We start from the raw sequence: 22725 nt of genomic DNA on the forward strand, positions 1-22725 counted from the left end.
AACACTCAAAAACAAAATGCACGGTGCTAAATAGAACTAAGACTTTATTTGGTGTAGCGAGTGGATATATTGTAACTTAATTTGCGAATTAATTTTGATATATTAAATTCCATGTACGCGTAGAAAATGGACATTGCCAGTACCGACACCTCCAAAAAATAAATTTCCAGACACAAAAGCGTGATTCAAGCCTTCAGCAAAATAACAAATAGGCTTATTGCTCTTCTCAATTACCATTTCCATTCCATTATTAAAAACATGGATTACATTCTTTTTTGCTATAGCTTCTGCTTTAGCATAGCCTGGTTTTACATGTTGCGTTTTACCTGTTGCTATGTCCCAAACGCGCGTTGTACGGTCCCACGAAACGGTAGCTAACTTTGTTCCATCTTCGTTATAGGCAATTTCGATAACGTAGCCGCTGTGCCCTTCGAGAACTTTCGTACACAGTCCTGTTTTCATATCCCAAATGCGTACTGTATGATCGTCGGAGGCAGAGGCTAAGTATTGGTTATCTGGTCGAAAAGCGAGTGCTGTTATTCCTGATGTGTGGCCTTCTAATGTATATATGCTTTGGTCATTGAACCCTGCATCTGTATATTTCCATACTTTGGTAATGCCATCGCGTGCACCTGAAGCTATATAAATATTATCATGAGAACAAGCGACACATTGTAAATGACTTTGGTGTTCAGTGAGAATTTTTATGTTCTCGCCGGTAAAGGAGTTCCATACGCGTACTGTCGAATCTCTTGAAACAGAAACGATGTATTTGTCATTAGGTGTCCATGCAAAATCGCGTACAAAATCGCTGTGCCCTTCTAAAGTGCAGATTATTTGATTATCATCCCAAATTTTTAAAGTTTTGTCATGTGATCCAGAGGCTAATCTATCATCGTTATGAGCAAAAATAACATTACTTACATTATCTTTGTGGCCTTGTAAAATATGTTTGCATAGGCCGCTTTGAATATCCCATATACGAATATTGGTGTCTCTAGAACAAGAAGCTATTTTGTTAGCTCGCTTATTTATGGAGAGATTACGCACGTAGTCACTGTGAGAAATCAATTTAAAAGGCAAAGGATCTACAGCGCTGTTCCATATGCGAATTGTGCGATCCATTGCGGCTGAGGCGATGCGACCATTTTTTCCGCAAATAACCGAACGTAGTTCGCCTTCGTGTCCTGTAAAAATACCTAAATTTTTGCCTGTTTGGGCTTCAAAGCATCTTAGAGTTTGGTCTTTCGAGGCTGAAAAGATTTTATTACCATCATGACTATACGTTACGGAGCGCACTCCTTCTTCGTGATCGCGAATTGTGTATTCTTTATTTCCAGTTGTTAAGTTCCAGATGCAAATTGTTTTGTCGCCGGAAGACGATGTCAAAAAGTTTTTGGTTGGGTGAAATGATAATCCGCGTACTTCTTTGCTATGTCCACCTAGTTTCCACAAACATTTGCCGCTTGTATCCCACACGCAAATTTCTCCATCTTTTGCACCAGAAGCAAAAAAACTTCCGTTAGGGTGAAACACAACACAACGTATAGAAGTTTTGTGGTCGTCCAAAATTTTGATGCACTGTTTTGTCGAAATTTGCCACATACGCACTTCGCGATCTTTAGAAACAGAAACTAGTATATCTTTGAAAACAGCAATGTCTTGTACTGAGTTTTTATGTCCTGTAAGTTTATATAGTTCTTCTCCACTACGACTATTAAAAACGCGTATCATGCGATCGCGGCCTGCGGTAAAAATTTGTTGCCCGTCTTCACTAAATTGCACACTATTGACCCAATCAGAGTGTGGCATAGTAAAAAGGCATTGCCTTGTGGATATATCCCAAATTTTTGCTGTATTATCTCCCGAAGCTGAAGCGATTTGGTCGTGATTATGTGGATGAAAAGCAATAGCTCTGACCCAACCTTCGTGACCTTTTAAGGTTGAAATTAAAGGAGAATCAAGACTTGGCTCTAGAGGTCTTAAACTTTCAACCCAAACAGTATCTGGACTTTTGTGTTGCCAATATTTTGCTAAACAAGATAGTTTTTCTATTTCGTGGTTATCCCACGGAGGGATTACCTGTGTATCCGCGACAACCTTGTAATGTTTTTTGGTTGCTGGTGAATCATGCCAGTAACAGCGGTTCCACAGACATTGAAACAACAGTTGTGGATGACGTTGAATGAATTGTAAATCTAGTTGCAGGGCATGTAATAACAGCTTTATTGTTTTACGCGATATAACAATTGTATCTGTTATTTTAATTTTAATATCTGGTAGAGTTACTTCTGGTTGTTCGAGAAGTCGTGAAAGATCTTCAACAACGGAGTGAGTCATACGCTCCAAACTTTTGGCACGTAAAAAATCGATATCAGTTAGCAATTGAACTGCTTTGGGAAACTGTTCGCTCCACTGTAAATGAAAAGGTAAATCAGCAAGTGCTCGTGTATAAATCCACCCTTTTGACGATAAATATTCGGCAATAATAAAGTGCATGTCGCGCATATCTTGTTTGCCCAGTCGCTGCTTAATATTACGCTCAAATTCGGCATGAAAAAAGGATAAAACGCCTGAACGTTTGACAATAAAATTGTCCAAGGCTCTTTGCACTATCAATAAAAAATTATCGGTTATTTTGGCTTTTTGACTTAATATTTCCCACAGTTCTTCCTCGCTAATTCCATTGCGACTAGCAGCAATAATTCCTAAATATTGTTGGACGATATCAACACTGTACGTTTTCTGCAAGCGTTCTAGTATTTGTGAGAATAAAGCTTCTACTGACAACGCTAATTGGCCGACTGCTATTCCTGAAGAAACAATTTCATCTAGTGCTACTTTTAAATACAGTGGATTTCCAGCAGCACGTTTGCACAATAACGTGACATCTTCTTCGGAAAAACTCAAATGTTTAGTTTTCTCATACCAATTGATAATGGATTGTATAGCTTGTGATGTTAATGGAGAAAGTTCTTGAGTTTGACTTTGTGAAAAGTTTTTTAATATTTGCCATGTTCCTACTGGACGAGTGGTAATAATAATGCGAATATTCGCAGATAAATTTTGCGGTAACCATTGTAGATCGCGCCCAGATTCGTAAATCTCATCAATGCCATCAATAAGTATTACTAAAGATTCAGAATACTCTTCGAGAAATCTCTGAACTTGTTTGCGTATTTGTGTAGGAGAAGACTGTGGTTTCGGTTCGAAACCTACACTGCGTAATTGTTCACCAATAGAAATCATAATTCCATTAATGTCGCGATTTTCACCGCCTAAACTCAAGAAATGTGCGACTATTTTTTGCGGATTTGTTTGCTGCCATCGCCAATAAAATTGACTTAGAAGAGCTGACTTTCCTGTACCAGCGACAGCACCGATAATGAGATAATTCTGTTTATTCTTTGCCAGTGCGAACTCTTCTAGTGTTTTTAGAGAGTCTATACGTCCAACAAAACCGTTTCTTTTTTCTTGTATCCATTCACCAAAAATTTGTTGCTGGGTTAACTGGTAAAAATCGACTTTTTCATTGGAAGGATACTCTTCGTCAATTATCTTTTGAAGATGTTTAACAATAATACCAAGTGCTTCGCTAATGTCTTGGTATTCAAAAATAGTTTCTCCTTCAGAACGTAAACGTTCTTTTAAAAGATTTAGACTATTTAGGTCGTTCTTATCCTCCTTCGAAATAGCTTCTGATGGATATTGATTTATATCTCCGAAGCAGAAAAAACGCTTTTCGCGAGGAATACACTCTAAAGCATAGTTGATCTCCATTTCAGTGATCGATAAAAGATCCGTGTTGGTATTTCCTTTGTAGTCAAAAGGAGGCCGCCATCCATAACGATATCCCAAAATACCTACAAAATATTGACACTGTCCAACCATCTTTAAACACCATTTAACAATATCTTCTTCATGGTGACGTTCTCGCCATCTTAAGTCATAAGGGATAAGAGTTAGTCTGCGGCTTAAGATATTCTGCTTTATAGAATCGAATGAATTTGTCAGTAAATCTCGTTCTAGTTCGAGATCTTTGAAGGTGGAACTAATAAATATTTTTAATGTTTTCCAGAGATTCATTGTTACCTCACTATAAAATAAATTTGGTCGTACCCAAATTTATTATATCGATTAATGACGGTTAAGCAAAAAAATACTAGTGGCAGCAATACCTCTGTGATTTGTCACAACAATTTCAAACGATACAGTGTCGTTAGGATAACTTCCTGTTAACCAAATAGTAACATCGTTGACGCCTGCGGCATTTGAAGATGAAATATATTTTCGAGGCTTACCTTCGCGCAGTGCATACAAAGTTATGGTATCAGCGCCAAAAACAATCACTTTACATTTTACCTCAACAGACTGAGTATAAAAAAAAATTAACCCAAAACAAATTAAAGTCGGAAATTTTGCAATATAAGGATCTTCTCAAACAGCTCAATGAGCTATTAGAAAAAGAACAGAACGAAAATAAAGTAAAGCAACAAAAACTAAAAAAACAAATCTCTCAATACAAAGAACTTATAGATAGGGTGTGCGGGAACAAATAGTGTTATAATTCTCTATTTGTGATAATAAACTGAAAAGTGTTAAGGAGCAATATGTGTTTAATTTTGACAATACTTACGCGCAACTACCAGAAAAATTCTTTGCTTCCGCTAGTGCTCTAACTATTCCCAAGCCACGGTTACTAAAATTTAATCATGAATTTGCAGAACAACTTGGTGTTCAAACGCTCGATTCTTCAGATGAACTAGCGAGTATTTTCTCAGGACAAACTATTTTAAAAGGTTCGCAACCTATTGCTCTTGCATATGCTGGGCATCAATTTGGTCATTTTGTACCAAAACTAGGAGATGGACGGGCTATTCTACTTGGAGAAATTGTTGGTAGAAACAAACAAAGGTATGATATTCAACTAAAAGGTGCTGGACGGACACCTTTTTCTAGAGGCGGTGATGGACGATGTCCTTTAGGACCCGCTATACGAGAATATATTATTAGTGAAGCAATGTATGCGCTTGGAGTACCAACCACTCGTGCTCTTGCACTAGTCACAACAGGAGATTTTGTTCATCGCAATAGTGCACTTCCTGGAGCTGTTTTTACACGCGTCGCTTCGAGTCATATTCGTATAGGAACATTTGAATACTTCGCATTGCAAGGAGATAATGAAGCGGTAAAAATTTTAGCAGATTATGCTATTGACCGTCATTATCCGCAAGCAAAATCAGATGCTAATCCGTATCTTGCTTTTTTTAAAGAAGTCATTTGTGCACAAACAACACTGATTACCAAATGGATGTCACTGGGATTTATTCATGGGGTAATGAATACCGACAACACTTCTATTAGTGGCGAAACAATAGATTACGGTCCATGTGCTTTTATGGATGAATTCAACTTTCAACAAGTATTTAGTTCTATCGATTATCATGGACGATATTCTTATTCTAATCAAGCGGCAATAATTCTGTGGAATTTGAGTCGGCTTGGAGATTGCTTGGTACCACTTGTTGATTCTGATTCAAAAAAAGCAATTACTGTCTTAGAAGAAGAGCTTTCTGCAGCTCATAACAAAATAGAGAGTAATTTTGTCATGGAAATAGCTGCAAAAATAGGTATTGAACGGCCAGAAATGAAGGATGAAACGCTGGTCACTACGTGGTTGCAGTACTTGCAAACTCAGAAATATGACTATACTCTTAGCTTTCGAGAACTAGCAACTTTAGTGTCCACAAAGAGTGTTAATCGTTTTTTTGAGAAGACTTCACAATTCAACGATTTTTTGGATATGTGGCGTATAAGAATCAAAGAGCAAACTACTGATGACACTCAGGAAAAAATGAATAATGTTAATCCAGTGTTTATTCCGCGAAATCATCAGGTTGAACGAGCGATTACACAAGCTATAAACAATGATTTTTCTGTTTTCGAAGAGTTAAACCAAGTTTTACAAAACCCGTACAAAGAGCAATCAGAATTTTCTTTGTATAAACAGGCACCACAAGCTAATGAGAAAATAACAGCTACGTTTTGCGGGACTTAGAGCCTGTTATGAAATTATTTTAAGGTACAAATTAATTTTGTAACAGGCTTTTAGGGTATGTGTACTCTAGAAAGTTAAAAAACGATAAAGGCTAACAGTTGGGATTTAATTTGGATTTTGGTGAACGAATAGCTAGGGCATAAAAAAACGGCGTATCCAAAATTGCAATACAAACTTTAATTATATAATCACCAATAATAAGTTTTACAATACTTATGCCAGGCATCACAAAAGCAAATGCAAGTGTAAAAAAAATTGCTGTATCAAGGAGTTGAGAAATCATAGTACTACAATTGTTACGTAGCCACCATAGCGAATGATACTTTTCTTTTAAACGGTGGAAAATATGAATATCAATATTTTGTGAAATAATAAAAGTCAAAATAGAGGCCGTTGCTATTCGTATGTCTGCGGCAAAAGCAGAAGGGATAATAGCAATAATAACGCCGCATTTGACAACTTTTTGAACGTCTTCTTTTGCAAATCTTTCAGAGAGTATGTCTGTAAGCAGGAATGTAAATGGATAGATAACTGCTCCGTAGGTTAACCATTCGTTTATTGGTATTTGCACTGTGTAGTTTGCAATGGTAATAAGGGTGGCAAAAATAATAGCAAAAAACCATACTGATTTGTTGTTCATCTTGTTGTACTTTCAAAAGTATGTTTATAGCGCCTAAAAGGCGCTATTTTATTTCAATTACTTAGTTATAACCAAAAATATCACCTCTGTTTATTGGATTAAATGGTGGATCCACAGGAGGAGCTGATGGAGGTGCTGGTGTTGTCGTTGTTGGAGGTGTAGGTGCTGTTGGTGCTGGAGGTGTAGGTGCTGTAGGTGCTGTAGGTGCTGTTGGTGCTGTTGGCGCTGTTGGCACTGGAGGAACAGGTATTGTTGGCTCTGTAGGAGCAGGTGCTGTTGGCTCTGTAGGTGTAGGTTCTAAAAAAGGCCCTGTTGGAGTTGTATCTTGTGGTTGTGGCGGAGTTGTAGCGATATCAATTTGATCTTGTATCGAGCTCAACTCTGACTCTAAATCAGATATTTGACTCTCTAATTGGTCGCGTTGTGTTTTTAGTTTTTTTAACTCAGACCAATAGTTTGGGTGCGCTTTATCTGAAAATTGTCCAAGATCGCTAAGAGCACTTTGAATTAGGCTTTCTGTCTCTGAAATTTGGCTATTCACCTCTGACAAATTGCTCAAAGCACCACTGAGTTGAGCAGATGTTTCCAAGAAAGATTGTTGTAATGACTCTAAACTTTGAGCAACACAACAACACATAACAATAAGAAAAGTTATAATATATTTCATGTTTATCCCCTATTAAGATTTATTTTTTGTCTACACATTACAAAGAAGGTAACGTACAATATAGTACAAAATTATACGTTATAGCGTAAGGTAAAATAAGAAAAAAACAAAAAAGTTATTTTGGAAGAGATTATGTTAAATAGAATTTTTTTGCTCGTTGTTTGTTGCCTGTCTGTTTCGTTAATGGCAGACTCCAAAAAAGAATATGACTTGACCTGGCAGTTCCGCAAGGGGTTAGTAAACATCATGCCAGAAAAAAGTTCTATTCTTTCAGAGACGTTTATCCTTGAAAATGGCAAAGAAACGAAAATAAACTCTCTAGAAGTTAATTTTCAGCGTACAGCGCACTGGACAGTTGAAAACGTAATAAATAAGAGCCAAGCAGCGGTTTTGAATATTATTGAAGGCCATAAACTGGAAGTAATTGAGAATGGAAAAAGATTCAAGTATGATCCAAATAAAAGTTGGAGTGAGCAGGATTCGATTATTCAGCAGTACAAAGAACGATTAGGTTCTGGGGTAGCATTTCTTCTTGATATTCAAACGCAAAAAGTGCTTGTAACTTGGGATATCAATAAGCAAGGTGATGGTACATACAAAAGAGAAATGTATCGTGGTAAAAAAGATCCTTATGAGCTAGGAGCTGCCTACAAACAACTTGTAAATAAAAAAGTTGCGGTTGGTCATACATGGACACTACAAAGAACTACAGGCCAAGGATTTTTGTATAACTACAACTATACTTTTTCGGATGTTGTACGCTACAAAAAAAAGCTCGTTGCAAAAATTGAAGTGCAAGGGGACATTTTGTGGAATAACCTAAAGTTAGGAACAATCACTGGTGAAATGCTTCATGACTTTAAAACAAGACTGATGAAAAAATACAAAATAACCGAGAAAGTCGAACAAGTGAGTGAAAAGGGCGGAAAAAAATATATACGTCGTTTTGTGGTAAACACTGAATGGTATTTAAGTAAAACGAATTCAGAAAAGAAATGATATTTTGTAAGTTAGACTACAAATACCAGCCTTTTTTTTGTGAAGAAAATATTTGGTGGCTTGGTAAATCATTGCAAGTTAAAGGTTTATCATTAGAAAAACAATACGCATTATTTTTTTCTAATGATAAACAACAAATACCACTATTTTTTCAAGACCAAGGAGAAGGTTTAGTTGTTTGGGATTATCATGTTGTTTTATATTACAAAGATGAAATATCAATGATATTTGATTTCAACACTCTTTTGCCTTTCCCATGTAATGCACAACACTATTGTGCATATACTTTCCCCAAAAAACTTCCTAAAGAACACCAAATATACACTCGCCAAATCCCTATGAAAGACTATCACCAAAAATTCTACAGTGATCGTTCTCATATGTTAGACAAAAACCAAAAGCCGCTACAACCATTTCCAAATTGGCCAGCAATTACTGGCAAAAAACCGCACTATACTCTTGACGAGTACGTAGATTTCAAACAACAAAAAATAAGTAAAGTCTTACCTTTGGACAAATTTTTCACAAACCTTCAAATTACCATTTGAAAATGAACTATGATCTCTATTCTCAACAAAGTTATTTTGAAAAATATAGTTTTAGCTTTTTTTGACTTTTTACTTGATTAGTGGTGGGTAATGATTTGTTTTTTATTTTGGAAATGTATTTAAGGATAGAATCAAAATCATTTTCCATATTTAATATTTGGCACATTATTTTTAATACATGCCGGTTTGGTGATGCGCAAGGACGTACCTGTAGAAGTTCGTCAACAGCAGACATATAGCAACTTCGATTTGATAATAAATATCCTAAGCCAACAGCAGTCGAACGACTTACTCCTGCATCGCAGTGAATTAAAATAGGACCACCTTTTTGTAAAAATTCTAGAGCGTTTTGGCAATCATTTTTTGTAGCTAATTTAAACTTTATATCTATTTTCTTGCATAGTTCAGCCGTAGCATCATCAAATTGAAGTCGCAAAATTTCTTTTGATTGTGAAATTTTATCAGCGTGCGGTATTCTCATAATATATGCACTGCTTATGGAAACAACTCTATAATAATTTGGTCGCTTATCGATCATAGAAACAGCATCAAATACATCGGCAATACAAAAAGAATCTCCTTGGTTCATGTAATCTCCCTAACAGTACTTTGGTTTTTGTGTACTTTATCTTTATTACTAGACATTAATAGTACGCAAACATTCATTGAGATGTTCTTTATTTGCCAGATTTAAGACAGGAATATTTTTTTCTTTTGCTAATATAATACCTATGGCTGTTCCACCAACTTCTTTTGCTTCATGAGTCCAGCAGATTACAAAATCTGAAGGCGTTTGCAGGTCGTACCCAAGTATCATTTGGACACTACGGCCATGGAAAATTTTCCCCATTTTACTAAGATTGCTCCATCGCAAATGAATTTGACTTGCGATTACTAATGCTTCTTTAAAGTGCTTTTGATCGTAAACAATTCTATTGCCTTTGACTTGTTTTTTTTTGTTGTAGTTTTTATTGGGTAAAAATAGCTCTATAAGATGTGGCTCAACTATATTTACACCGTGTTGAAAGGCTTGGTCTGCCCCTTGGCAATTACCAGATCGGAGTAAGTATTTATTATTTGCATAGTGTGTTCCTAACCGCTTCATGACTTTCAAAATCTCATTAGGAGTATTACGACTACCAATTCCCGCATATTTTTTTGGTTGCATTTCGTTCTTCCTAATCAAATTTTTTCTGTAATTTTAAGTCCCACTCGCAAATATAAACTCTCTTATCATGTAGTAGTAAATCATTCCATAGCAATGTACCATTAAGCATTTCAGCATAGTCTTCTTTATTTTTAGTATTGTTCGGCTCTTTGTTTTTTATATTCCATTTTGTGTAAGTCGTTGGTTTAGTTGTGTCTGTTAACCAAAACCACTTACCAATTTTGGTTTTTTGTCCGTCTTTTTCAACCTCTTTCATGTTGTCTTCATATAGTCCTATCCAAAAAGATTCCCATTGTGGGAGAGCCTTTATAAACTTCGTTACATTATCATGCTCTTTTATTGTTTCAAGAGTAATCAAATGTCCTCCTATTTCTTCACATTTTTTCTTGGCTTCTTTCCATGTTACTTTTCCTGCTTTTTTTCCGTTTATTCCTTTTTCTATATAAAAAGCGTAGTAAGAATTGTTGAAGTAGTGCGCAGCGAAAATACTTATTCTCTCCAAAGGATTTTTTTGTAGCTCTAAATAATATCTATTTAAGGGCAATTGTTTTTTTTTCCATCTTTCCTGGGCAATTAATTTTAGAATTGTCATATTTAAACTTTTAGGATTTGATGATCTATAGTCTTTCCACAATTTATTTACCACTATATTTTCTTCTTGTTTTCTTTCTTTGCGCATTATTTTAAGAGGTAGCATTATGTGTTCCAACTTTTTATCTAATTCTACTTGAAGCTCAAATAGTTCTTTTTGCTGTGTTTGCTTTAGTATTTGTTGCTTTTGTTGCCATTCTTCTTGCCATTTTGGATTATTTTGCTGTGCTAATTTGTATCGCAAATGTAAATTCTGCCATACCAAAACAACAAATGCTATAACGGCAACTAAACCAATCCAAGAAAGTTGTCTCCACGAAAATGGCTGTTTACTACTTTTGCCTTCCAAGAATAAATTAATTTCTTCTATCATTTTTTCAACAGAAGAGTAACGTTTATCTCTGTCTTTCTCTAAGGATTTTAAGCAAATTCTTTCAATTTCTCTTGGAATAGTTGGGTTAATTAAATGAGGAGCAATCGGCGTTTTGCGCATAATATCAATTAAAATTTTTGTGGGATTATTGCCTGCAAAAGGTACTTGACCCGTAAGAAGTTCATACAATGTTGCTCCTAAACCATAAACATCACTTCTTTTATCAATTTTTTTTCCACGTGCTTGTTCTGGAGACATGTACGCAGGAGTTCCAATAATTAAACCTGTTTGTGATAATTTTGACCCTCTAGTACTTTTTGCTAATCCAAAATCTGTTAAATATACTCTATTTTGTTCATCGATCATTATATTTTCAGGTTTGATATCACGGTGGAGAACATTACATCCATGAGCATGCTGGATTACTTCAGCAACGCCGCGAATTAAGCGGGCGGCCTTACGTGATGGCATACGCTTCTCTTCTTTTAAAATGTCAGCAAGAGATTTTCCTTCAATGTAGGTCATGGTATAAAAACTTTGGTTTTGATACTTTCCTCGCTCGTAGACTTTTACAACTCCAGGGTGATCCAATTGACTTATTGCTTGGGCTTCTCTTTTAAAGCGTTTTTCTGAAGTTTCATCATCGTCGCGTCCCGATTTTAGTATTTTGATTGCAACTTGGCGATCCCATTCATTGTCAAATGCCAAAAACACAGTACCAAATTGTCCTTCTCCTAGCTTTTTTTCTATGGTGTAGCGATCAAATTTGTTTTTTTTGTTGGGGTCATTACTATTTCGCTTTGTATTTTTTATGTCAAGTAACTGCTCATTTTTTATGAAACCTAATTCAAGAATAATACTTTCATAGCTACGTCCAGTTGTTTTTTTTATTTGTTGGACTTTTTTTAGTTGTTCAGGACTAATTAAATTTTGTGAAACTAATTGCACTATAAGCCACTCATTTTCTTTCATTTTCCATACCTATTCTAAAATGACCATTCGCAAATATAATGCTTAGAAGCTGATTTTTCTTTATCATTTAGCCAGCGAAATTTTACTATTTCAACTCCGTTTTCATTTCCACCATGGTTATTAGGTTCACTTTTGTTCCACCGAAGATAACTCATTTCTTTTTTGTTTATCCATACCCAGCGTCTTTTGTTAAAGGGAGCTCTTTCTAAACCAATCCAGCAAGCTTCCCAACTCAGTTCGTACAAAAACAAAGAAATAAAGTCAAACTCTTTCTCCGTTTCTAAAACAACAAGCTGACCACCCATTTTTTCTTTACATGTATATCTTGCTTTTGTCCAAGATTCTCCATTTTCGATCGCAGCATAATAGTGATTTCGAAAATAATAAACAGCTTTTATCTTCATAGGAAGTGTTTTATATATTGTCTTTTGCAGTTCTTGTGTGGCTTTTTTTTCGTTGGGGGATATTTTTAATATTGCTTTTAAAATAACTTTTTTGATGTAATTCGTATCTAGCTCAGAGCTATCATCACTTGTCTTCTTGATACTTTTGTAGTTTTTCCAATGTTCTATTTTCTCTTGCGATATTTTTTTCTCCCAGTTTTCACTTTCTTTAGCAATAGTTTCTTGTGTCTTTTTTTGTGATCTGAAAAATTGTGCATTTTTTTGTTGTTTTTTATTTTGAAATTTCTCTTTTGTCGCTTGTTGTTGTCGGTAGGGTTTTTGTATTTCGTAACGTAACTCAATATTCTTTACATATATATAGATAAAAATGATCACTGATAATATAAAACTAACAGCTACAGTTATTACCGATTTCCAAGGAACTGATTTTTTTTCAGAAGGATTTCGCGTTAAAAATAGCTCTATATCTTTTAGGATTTCGTCGAACGATGTATAGCGTTGTTCTTTTTCTTTTTCTAAACACTTCATGCATATTTTTTCAATCGCTATCGGAATACTTGCATTAATAGAATGGGGAGTTATTGGTGTACGCCGAGGAATTTCTTCGAAAAGATTTGCAAAAGTTTTTCCAGAAAAAGGGGCTTGTCCAGTTAACATAGTGTAAAGAGTTGCTCCCCAACTGTAGATATCACTAGAACGATCGATTTGCTTATTTTTGATCTGCTCTGGAGATTTATAGATAACCATTGCCATAGGAATTTGATCTAATTTAATTTTCATTTCGTACAAACTTTTATGTAAAACAAAATCTTTTAAATGCACTTTATCGTTTTCGCCAAGAACGATGTTGTCAGGATTCACACCACCATGAAGAATACCTTCCTTGTGGATATGTTGTATAATCTCAGCAGTATTGCGCATAAGTCGTATGGTTTTACGAGGTGAAATTCGCTGCTTTTCTTTTAAGGTCTCAGCAATTGATAAACCGCTAATGTAGTCTGTAGTATAAAATGTTTGATTTTGATGGACTGCAAATTCTTTTGCTTTGACAATTCCTGGATGACTTAATGCTTTTGCTAATTGTGCGTTTTCTTGAAATTTTTTGATAAAAGATTGGTTATTTGCATATATTCCCTGCCAAAGATGGATCATTACTTGTTCGTCTTTAACAGGATCAAATGCGAGAAAAAGATGACGAAAGTGATCAGAAGGCCACCTTTGTTCTAAATCATAACGCCCTAGCTTTACTATTTTTTGCTGTTGAAAGCTAGCTGTGGAGGAATAATGTTGCAATGGACTATTTTTAATCATTAGTAATTGTGTTCGTTTTAGAAGTCCCAAATCAGTAATGATTTTTTCATAACTTTGCAGTGTTTGTTTATTTATATGTTTTACTTTTTTAAGTTGCTCACTATCCAACAAGCGATGTTTAATAACTTGTTTTATTAACCATTCATCGTCCGTCATATTACATCTTTCTTATTCCAATACTCAGATATTATTTTTTTACAAATGTAACTTTTGTATCGACGTGTCTGAGCACATCTAATATTTACCTCTATATTTAAATTTACAGCAATATAGAAATTATAACATCTTCAATAATTGATGACAACGGCGAACAAAATCTAAAGATTGATGGGCTTATTAGAGTCTGTCATCAATTATTGCGCTCTTCAATTGATGTGATACTTTGATTTTATGGATATTACTAAGACACGTCTTAAGATTTTTTTTATTTTTATGGAAGTTTTTCGGGATAATTTTCGTCGTAAGAGGTGAATACAGTTACTAAACCAAAAAGGAGAATATACATGGTGGGGATAACTTAAATATTGTCAAGATTCAAAGAGGTGATCGCGTTGAATTTACCAAAATGTACAACACATATTTGAAATATGTGCGTAGTTATGTCTATCGAAAGATCAGAGACAAGCACGACGCGGAAGAAATTATACAAGATATTTTTACTGATGTGTGGTTGAAGAGAAGTGCTATTCGTTCTCATGCTGTAGTGTGGGCAATTGCAAAGCATAAATGCATTGATTTTTTTCGTAAAAAACGTATTCGCTTTAAAAGTTATGAGGAATATATTGATATGTTTATCTGTCAAGATAAACAACAAGAACAACAAACAGATTTTTTACAAAAACTGTCTTGTAAAGAAAAACAGATGGTTTCTTTGTTTGTAGATGGATATGAGCGCAAAGAAGTAGCAAAAATCCTAGGAGTTGCATTAGGTACTGTAGACTCTCGTTTGCATCGTCTCAGAGAAAAACTTCAAAAATAAAATTTTTGGGCAAAAAATGATATAAATTCACTTCGATAATATAAATTTCTTTGCCTAAATTTAGGAGCCTTAGCTCAGTCTGGTTAGAGCAATTGCCTCATAAGCGAAAGGTCGTAGGTTCAAGTCCTACAGGCTCCATTTGATATAAAATTTGTACTTCATTTTATGACAGTTACGAGGTTTCTCACCTTGTAACTGTCATAAAGGTATTCTAGTTTACTTAATTTTTAATTAGCTAGTACGTCCAACTGTTTTTTCAAATCACCATGAAAATTTAAATTTTCACGATCGTGATCTACATGACCATCCAAGAATAAAAAATTGATCACCGTTCCATTCTCATGATTGTGTGATTCACCAATGTCATCAGAAGCAATTGGTGTAGTTGTTACATCTTCAAGTAGGTTGAAAATACCTGGGTAAACGTTTTGATTTGCATTTTTACGTCCGGCATAACTCACAGGTCCGTTAGCATCACCTTTATCGGGGTAACTAGTAAATTCTTCTTTTATTTCTTCGAGGGATAGATGATGTTCTTCCGCTGATGGACAAATGTAAACCTCAGGTTCTATTAGTATCTTGCTATTGTACAAGGAAAGAATAAATCCCTGTCCACTTTTTTCGGGATACTGAACTTGTTTACCAATATCTAATAAGTAAATTGTATATCCTTTACCAAACTGGCTAAGGTTGGCTTTGCATTTTGACTGCTTTGCCTTTTCACTCACTCAGCTAAGTGCAGGAAGAAACATTGCTCCAGCTATCATCGTAATCAGTATAAGTACAATCACACCGATCAAAGTAATTCCTTGATTTCTTTTATACATAAGCATTTCCTTAATTTAGAATTGCGATATTTTATTTCTCAATTATAACATTGAAGATAGATCATAGTACAAAATAAACCAAATTTACCTGTTCTACAGGCCAAAGGCTTTGTATTTTGAACTCGCATAAGGTGTGAGCAGCTTGTATAATTGCGAATAGCACTTGTTGAGCAAAACAATTATTCTTGGGAAGGACAAGGAGAGCATCTGTTATTTGCAGAGCATATCTTTATGGCAATACAATGAAAAAAATATTAGTGGTTGAGGATGAGAGTGTTATTAGAATGGTACTCAAAATTCTTTTGAAAGAAAAAGGTCATATGGTTCACGAAGCGAGCAATGGTGAAATAGCATTGTCTCTTGTTGAAAAGAATCAATTCGATTTGATTTTGATGGACTTGCATATGCCTGTGATGAGTGGATATAAAACTATTAAAACTCTTCGCGAAAAAAAAATGGACATGTTTGTGGTTGCTATTACCGCTTCTATGACTGAAGAAGACAAGAATGAAGCTCTTGAACTTGGGTTTGATGATTGTATTTTGAAAAATTTTGATGATAATTTTAATAATCAAATAGACCAATTTTTAGGGCGAGCACTCCCTGGATAAAACAGAGTTTCTTAAGAAACTCTGTTTTGGTGAGAAATAGAGTACTATTCTAAGTAAGTAATTTTTATTTTAGTTACTAATTGCTCGTTATAGTAGGATATTGGTTTGCTATATATATGGCCAAGGTGTTTTTTTAGGCTTAAAACATCTTGTACATCTTCTGAACTACCTACAAAATCATTTTCGGTAAGTTTTTCGATATTTTGCACTTGAATGTCTGAAATCTTGATTTTTAGTTTAATATTATTGAAAGTAGGTGGTATTTGTTTTGTATCATCTCCTACTTTTTCAATGACACGCAATGTAACAACTTCTCCTTGCTTATAGCCTCGCCAATTAGGAAAAACTCTATTTCCTGGACGAAAAATAGTAGTAAGTTCTCTTTTGAGAACTAAATTCTCATATTGTTTACGAAAAGCCATTTCATCGCGCGGAAGATTAAGTTTTATTGCAACGCTGATCTCATTATCCTTTCTAATTCCTCATCCGCTTTGTCCAGCTTTGTCATAATTTTGAAGGCTGGGACTGCTTGATACAAGTTCATATGTTGGCCATTATGTACTCGATTACCGTGCTCTTTTGCCATTTTTAAACTTAGAGTTTCATCTTCTAGGAGAATATCAGCAATTATTGCTGTGGTTGGAAGGTTCCCTAAGTTGCTTAAGCTAACTTCCATATCTTTTTCAGGGTCGCCGGTCATCGGCCCAAATGCAGAGTACTTTTCATTTGGTTGCGCACCTTTGTTAGATGTATTGATAACAAGATCAGCATCTTTGAATTCTTTGCCTATTTCTTGTTCTCCTGCACCGTAAGCAGCACAATATCTACCTATTAGGTTAGCTATGTTTTGAGCTTTTGCAACAGTACGGTTACAAATGACAAGTACACTAGGTTTCTTTTTCGCTAACTCATACGCTATTGGTAAAGCTGTACCACCTGCTCCAAGAATAACTATCTTCTTACCTTCAATGGAACCAGGATATTCAGCGAGTAGCCCGTTAGCAAAACCAATACCATCGGTATTATAGCCAATTAGTTTTCCATCTTCTTTTGCAACAACGTTAACACTTCCAATAACCTTGGCTGAATCATCTAGGCCATCCAGAAAAGGCGCGACTTTGTCTTTGAAACCTGAACCAACACCACCGCCAACATAACGCGGATCTTCGCGAAAAGCAGACATCACAGTTTCTGCGTTTGCAGGGTCTCCAACAACAAAGCTTGTACGATATGGTAAATTGTGATGTTCAAAAACAGCATTGTGCATTGCTGCAGAACCACCTGGATAATCATGATCTATAGGAATTAGTAGTAAGTTTTGCCCTTCACAATTGTTGATATCTAGGGCGTTGTTTTTTGGTTGTTCAGCTATTTTTACGGTTTTATTATCGAATAACTGATCAATGGCCCCTTTAGCAGATTCTTTCGGGCCGTAGAGAGCATCACGCATGATGTTTTCTATATCTTTATCAGGTGTATCAATACCGGTCATTATTTTGATTGCTGGTATTGCTTGATATAAGTTCATATGACGTCCACTGTGAGTACGATTACCATGGTCGCGAGCCATTTTTAGAGTTAATGTATCATTTTCAAGTAGAATGTCTGCGACTATAGCACTTTGAGGCAATCGTCCGATATTTGCTAAACCTACCTGCATGTCTTGTTCTGGGTTTTTGGTCATAGGAGCATAGGCAGAATACATTTCGTTAGGTTGTGCACCTTTATTAGAGGTATTGATAACTACATCTGCATCTTGCAGTTCTTTACCAATAACATCTTCACCACCTGCACGCGAATTAGCATAACGCGCGATAAGTTTTGCAATTTTTTCCGCTTTAGCAACTGTACGGTTAAGGATAACAACTTCTCCTGTATCTACGATTTCGGTAGAACTGTGTTGAGAAATTTCGTAAGCGATAGGTAGTGCTGTACCACCTGCCCCAAGAATAACCACTTTTTTTTCTGAGATACAGTCTGGATATTCGTTGAGTAAACCATTTACAAAACCAACGCCGTCAGTGTTGTAACCTATAAGTTTACCATCTCTTTTCGCAACAACATTGACACTGCCAATTGCCTTAGCAGATTCGTCTAGTTCATCTAAAAAAGGAGCCACTTTATCTTTGAAACCAGAACCCATACCACCACCGACATACAATGGGTCTTCGCGAAATGCTTTGACTATTGATTCCGCATTTGCTGGGTCAGCAACGACAAAGCTACTTCGAAAAGGTAAATCGAATTTGGAAAATACAGCATTGTGCATAGATGCAGAACCACCTGGATAGTCGTGATCTATAGGTAAAAGAAGAACGCGTTTGCCTCCCAAGTTATCGATGTCAAGTGCGTTGTCTTTTGGCTGTGAAGCTACTTTTATAATACCTTGAGAAAACAATTCTTTTATCATCATGGATCATTTTTCCTTTCTGAAATTGTATGTGTAGGCGAGTTTTAATTAACTCACCTACAAAGAACCTGTAGCTCAAAATTGTAACAGTATTTTATATAACAATCAAATTTCAAATATTTAAATATTTAAAAGAGCGGTGAAAAATTTTAAGGTGCGCAGTAGAATTTGAGTTCTAGAGTAAGAACAACCTGGGAAGCAAGTTGTCCTTACTCTAGTCGAACACTTGATACCGCTACGATATTCAAAGGCAAGTTGTATGCCTCAAAAGTTTTGTCTCTCTAAAACTTATTACAAGTCCTTTGTTCAATTTAAAAATGCTGGACTATTTACAATAATGAAGATTATGCTATGATAGTTGAAACTGGTACGTTAAGTGAGTTACAAAACTTTTGTAACTCACTCAGATGACAATTATTAAGGCACACTTTGCCACCACTTAGATATTCTACAGGAATTTATGATGAAGATACTTAGATATATATCTCTTGCTTTGTTAGGTGTTGTTAGTCTTAGCGCGGGAACAGAAAAATACCGCCTAGTATGGAGCGGCGATCCAGCAACAACAATGACAATCGCCTGGAACCAAATTAGCGGAGACACAGCTACCGTTTATTACGGACAAAAAAAAGATCCATCAGATTGGCTAAAGCAAAACGTCGATCGCGAAATAAAATATCGCGGTATGAGTAATAAATTTGTACGTCTTAAAAATTTACAGCCTAATACTCCTTATTACTTTCGCATAAAAGACAACGATAGTGAAAGTAGTATAATGTGGTTTCAAACGGCTCCTAATACTCCGCAACCTTTTACATTTATTGCAGGAGGAGATTCGCGTACCAATAAGGAACCACGTATAAATGGTAACAAGCTGATCGCAAAAATACGCCCACTTTTCATTGCCCACGGTGGAGATTATTTGAATGATGGAACTGCTGAAGAATGGCAAATGTGGCTTGATGAATGGCAACTCACGAAGAGCGAAGACGGACGAATGTATCCCATTATTCCTGCTCACGGTAATCATGAGAATGACGATCGCGACATGATATATAATCTTTTTGATATTCCAAACAAAGATGCTTATTTCTCATGTAATATTGCTGGTGATTTACTTCGCCTATACACTCTAAATACTGAGCTAGAGCCTGGCGTTGGCTATGGAGCATTTAAGGATCAGGATGATCGAAAGTGGAAAGAGCAAAATGAGTGGTTTGTAGAAGATTTGAAAAACAACCATGATAAGGCAAAATGGAAAATTGTGAACTATCATCGTCCTCTTCGTCCACATACAAGCGCTAAATCAGAAGGGTTAGGTCGTATAACGGCTTGGGCTGAAAGTTTTTATAAATATGGCGTTAACGTTGCTGTAGAATGTGATACTCATATGGTTAAGTATACTTATCCTTTACGACCTTCAATAAAAGGTTTTGAAAGCTTTGCACGCGACGACAAAAAAGGAACGGTATTTATTGGCGAAGGAAGTTGGGGAGCGCCTACGAGATCTACAGACGATGATAAACCTTGGACTTTAGCTAGCGATTCTTTTTGGCAGTATAAATTACTTCATGTTACTCCAAAAACAATAAAAATTCGTACTGTTAGATTTGGTCAGTTAGAAGAGGTCGAACGTGGTATTCACTATGATGGTAGTGAAGTAAAGAGCTTGACACAAGAACAACAGAACAAAAATCCACTGATTATACCTGAAGGATTAACCCTGTGGAACCCTCTTAGTGGTAAAACTTTGGAATTACCTTTTACGGCACAAAATATAGATCACAATACTTATATTCATTTTGGTGATGAATGGAAATATTTAGCACAACAAGAAGTACTTGAGGGTTGGCAACAGCTAAATTTTGATGACCAAAATTGGCAAACGATGACCACAGATACTGTTCCACAAAAGAAAGTTCTCTTTTTACGCAAAAAATTTACAGTGTCTCATGAAAAACTTCGTACTTTACGTTTAAACTTAAGAACACAATGTAGCGATGGGGTTGTTATATTTTGTAACGGTAAGGAAATTGCTCGTTATAACACCACAGAAGAGGATCCTGTTACTGCTTTAAGGCAAGTAGAAGATATTAATACGATTGATATTCCTTTGCCAGTTAGTACGTTGCAGCCAGGTGAAAATTGTTTAAGCGCTATGCTCGTCCAGTATGGAGAGCCTAACGCCAACTGGAATATTGATCTAAGTTCGATAGTGACGTTAAAAGATTTGAATCCACCGCAAATGCCAGGAAGTTTTTCTGCAAATGTTCTGTCTGATAAAGAAACAAATTTAAGTTGGGAAGGTTCAGCAAATTATTTTCAGCTTGAGAGAAGAAAAGAAAATGGGATTTGGAAAGTTATTAAGCAACGCATTTATATAAAAAATTACCAAGATCGAGCGCTTGCAGGAAATACTTCATATCAGTATCGCATATTTGCTATTAGTGGTAACGGTGTTTCTAATCCTAATTATATAAAAGTCGCTACCTACAAAACCCCTGCAAATGTTATTTTACAAGAAAATTTTACTAAAGGACTAGGACAATTTAATTCAATAAGCGCTGCTAGCAATGCAAATTGGGAAGCGAAACTAAAAGCTGATCGTCTTTGTGCTCTTATTTCTGGATATGGTGCAGATGCCGATAGCAACGACTGGTTAGTTTCTCCGGAAATTGATTTGCGCAAATATAAATCTCCAAAGATTACTTTCGATATATACACAAAGTATGCTGGTGGCAAACTTCAAATCGAGAAAACTTGTAATTACAATGATAAAAAACCTCAGGACTCTATATGGAAGAATTTAGCTGTAAATTTACCTGGCGAAGATTCGCGTAAGTGGACGACTTGTTCTGTGGATTTAGCAGAGTTTAATGATAGTAAGATTCGTATCGCTTTTCACTATACTTCTGGAACAACAGGAGGAAATGCTGCAAGATGGTGTATTACAAATATCGAAGTTCGCGATGGTGAAAAGCACAAGTTTTCGCCTAAGACAGTAATTCCTCAACAATCATCTGTATCTCCAAAGAGTAAAGATGATCTGCGTGTAGCAACATTTAATGCGTCTTTATATCGCAATACAAAGAATCAGCTTAGTAAAGATTTGCAAGCATCTTACGATCCGCAGATTAAAAATATTGCTGAAACGATTCAACGTGTAAAAGCAGACATTCTTTTGATAAATGAATTTGATTATGTTGCTGATGGTTCAGCAGTTGAACATTTTAAAAAAAATTACTTACAAGTCTCGCACAATGGTTCGGAAATAATCGATTATCCTTACTACTATATCGCTGAATCAAATACTGGGATTGATTCGGGCTACGATTTAAATAACGATGGGCATTTAGGAGGTCCTGATGACGCTTTTGGTTATGGGGCTTACCCAGGACAGTATAGTTTTGTTGTTCTTTCAAAATATCCTATTGATAACAATCAGATAAGAACTTTCCAAAAATTTTTATGGAAAGATATGCCTGAAGCACTTTTGCCTAAGAATCCTCAAACAAATAAACCTTGGTATAGTAGTGAAGAGATGGATGTTTTTCGATTGTCTTCTAAAAACCATTGTGATGTTCCTATTAATGTAAATGGACAAATCATTCATATTTTAGCCAGCCACCCAACACCTCCTGTGTTTGATGGAGAGGAAGATCGCAATGGTAAGCGTAACCATGATGAAATACGCTTTTGGTATGATTATATAAATCCTAAATTATCATCGTATATATATGATGATAAGGGGAAAAAGGGAGGGTTTTCTGGAAAACAATTTGTTGTGGCAGGGGATTTGAATGCAAGTCCCACAGAACGAGAAGCGATTAAAACAGCTATTAACAAATTAATTTCTAGTCATAAAACTCATAATCATGTACCGCAAAGTGAAGGTGGTAAAGAAAATGATCAGGGAAATATATACTCTCCAGCACATACTGCAGGATGGAAATTAAGAGTAGACTATGTTATTCCTTCATCTTTAGGTTTTAAAGTAAAGGGAGGGCAGGTTTTTTGGCCTACTTTAGAAGATAAATATTATCGTTTAGTAAGCACACCTGAAGAAAATTCAGACCACCGTTTAGTGTATGTAGATTTAGAAGTAGAGGTCACAGAGTAAAGATTACTTTTTCTTAATTCAACAGTAGTGGGGCATCGCACAAAGAT

At 35.7% G+C, this 22725-nt stretch carries 17 protein-coding genes and 1 tRNA gene; 7 read left to right on the forward strand and 11 right to left on the reverse strand.

Annotation, left to right across the window (positions count from 1 at the left end; translation table 11 throughout):
• Positions 1–102 precede the first annotated feature (102 nt).
• Both UABHE_RS16475 and UABHE_RS16480 read right to left on the reverse strand, forming a co-directional pair.
• A complete protein-coding gene (locus UABHE_RS16475; RefSeq protein WP_372371423.1) occupies positions 103–4086 on the reverse strand; it encodes a DUF4062 domain-containing protein in 3984 nt (1327 codons plus the stop codon).
• Positions 4087–4137: 51 nt separating this feature from the next.
• The gene (locus tag UABHE_RS16480) at positions 4138–4350 is read right to left on the reverse strand and encodes a hypothetical protein (RefSeq protein WP_372371424.1); all 213 of its coding nucleotides are present in this window, start codon (positions 4348–4350) and stop codon (positions 4138–4140) included.
• A gap of 223 nt (positions 4351–4573) precedes the next feature.
• On the opposite strand from UABHE_RS16480, the gene UABHE_RS16485 reads away from it, so the two are divergent.
• Positions 4574–6058: a YdiU family protein gene (locus UABHE_RS16485; protein ID WP_372371629.1), complete on the forward strand. Its 1485-nt coding sequence runs from the start codon at positions 4574–4576 to the stop codon at positions 6056–6058.
• 91 nt (positions 6059–6149) lie between these two features.
• Here UABHE_RS16485 and UABHE_RS16490 read toward each other — a convergent pair whose 3' ends face one another.
• Positions 6150–6698: a queuosine precursor transporter gene (locus UABHE_RS16490; RefSeq protein WP_372371425.1), complete on the reverse strand. Its 549-nt coding sequence runs from the start codon at positions 6696–6698 to the stop codon at positions 6150–6152.
• 61 nt (positions 6699–6759) lie between these two features.
• Entirely contained in the window at positions 6760–7365 is a 606-nt protein-coding gene (locus UABHE_RS16495; RefSeq protein WP_372371426.1) for a hypothetical protein, read from the reverse strand.
• 132 nt (positions 7366–7497) lie between these two features.
• On the opposite strand from UABHE_RS16495, the gene UABHE_RS16500 reads away from it, so the two are divergent.
• Both UABHE_RS16500 and UABHE_RS16505 read left to right on the forward strand, forming a co-directional pair.
• Positions 7498–8364: a hypothetical protein gene (locus UABHE_RS16500; protein WP_372371427.1), complete on the forward strand. Its 867-nt coding sequence runs from the start codon at positions 7498–7500 to the stop codon at positions 8362–8364.
• Complete coding sequence (locus UABHE_RS16505; protein ID WP_372371428.1) at positions 8361–8912, forward strand: hypothetical protein; 552 nt, start codon at positions 8361–8363, stop codon at positions 8910–8912. The genes UABHE_RS16500 and UABHE_RS16505 overlap by 4 nt, the downstream gene beginning before the upstream one ends.
• A gap of 31 nt (positions 8913–8943) precedes the next feature.
• Here UABHE_RS16505 and UABHE_RS16510 read toward each other — a convergent pair whose 3' ends face one another.
• Genes UABHE_RS16510 through UABHE_RS16525 form a run of 4 tightly spaced genes read right to left on the reverse strand, consistent with a single transcriptional unit; the run spans position 8944 to position 13887 of the window.
• Positions 8944–9501 (reverse strand): dual specificity protein phosphatase family protein, encoded by a 558-nt coding sequence (locus UABHE_RS16510; protein WP_372371429.1) that lies wholly within the window; start codon positions 9499–9501, stop codon positions 8944–8946.
• 48 nt (positions 9502–9549) lie between these two features.
• Positions 9550–10080 carry a hypothetical protein gene (locus UABHE_RS16515; protein WP_372371430.1) on the reverse strand — a complete coding sequence of 177 codons (531 nt, stop codon included), beginning with the start codon at positions 10078–10080 and terminating at the stop codon, positions 9550–9552.
• 10 nt (positions 10081–10090) lie between these two features.
• Positions 10091–12016 (reverse strand): protein kinase, encoded by a 1926-nt coding sequence (locus UABHE_RS16520; protein ID WP_372371431.1) that lies wholly within the window; start codon positions 12014–12016, stop codon positions 10091–10093.
• A 14-nt stretch (positions 12017–12030) separates the two neighbouring features.
• Complete coding sequence (locus UABHE_RS16525) at positions 12031–13887, reverse strand: protein kinase (RefSeq protein WP_372371432.1); 1857 nt, start codon at positions 13885–13887, stop codon at positions 12031–12033.
• A gap of 409 nt (positions 13888–14296) precedes the next feature.
• Here UABHE_RS16525 and UABHE_RS16530 point away from each other — a divergent pair, with 409 nt between their 5' ends.
• On the forward strand, positions 14297–14710 hold the full coding sequence (locus UABHE_RS16530; RefSeq protein ID WP_372371433.1) for an RNA polymerase sigma factor: 414 nt from the start codon (positions 14297–14299) through the stop codon (positions 14708–14710).
• 63 nt (positions 14711–14773) lie between these two features.
• Positions 14774–14848, forward strand: a tRNA-Ile gene (locus tag UABHE_RS16535).
• An 89-nt stretch (positions 14849–14937) separates the two neighbouring features.
• Here the strand turns inward: UABHE_RS16535 and UABHE_RS16540 are convergent.
• A complete protein-coding gene (locus tag UABHE_RS16540) occupies positions 14938–15438 on the reverse strand; it encodes a hypothetical protein (RefSeq protein WP_372371434.1) in 501 nt (166 codons plus the stop codon).
• Between the two features lie 341 nt (positions 15439–15779).
• Here UABHE_RS16540 and UABHE_RS16545 point away from each other — a divergent pair, with 341 nt between their 5' ends.
• Complete coding sequence (locus tag UABHE_RS16545; RefSeq protein ID WP_372371435.1) at positions 15780–16148, forward strand: response regulator transcription factor; 369 nt, start codon at positions 15780–15782, stop codon at positions 16146–16148.
• A gap of 44 nt (positions 16149–16192) precedes the next feature.
• On the opposite strand, the gene UABHE_RS16550 is transcribed toward UABHE_RS16545, so the two are convergent.
• Both UABHE_RS16550 and UABHE_RS16555 read right to left on the reverse strand, forming a co-directional pair.
• Positions 16193–16570, reverse strand: coding sequence for a hypothetical protein (locus UABHE_RS16550; protein WP_372371436.1), 378 nt, complete (start codon positions 16568–16570; stop codon positions 16193–16195).
• 23 nt (positions 16571–16593) lie between these two features.
• Entirely contained in the window at positions 16594–18561 is a 1968-nt protein-coding gene (locus tag UABHE_RS16555) for a shikimate dehydrogenase (RefSeq protein WP_372371437.1), read from the reverse strand.
• 457 nt (positions 18562–19018) lie between these two features.
• On the opposite strand from UABHE_RS16555, the gene UABHE_RS16560 reads away from it, so the two are divergent.
• Entirely contained in the window at positions 19019–22678 is a 3660-nt protein-coding gene (locus UABHE_RS16560; protein WP_372371438.1) for an endonuclease/exonuclease/phosphatase family protein, read from the forward strand.
• Positions 22679–22725 lie beyond the last annotated feature (47 nt).

The organism is Candidatus Uabimicrobium helgolandensis (assembly GCF_041508025.1).
Classification (GTDB): Bacteria; Planctomycetota; Uabimicrobiia; order Uabimicrobiales; family Uabimicrobiaceae; genus Uabimicrobium; species Uabimicrobium helgolandensis.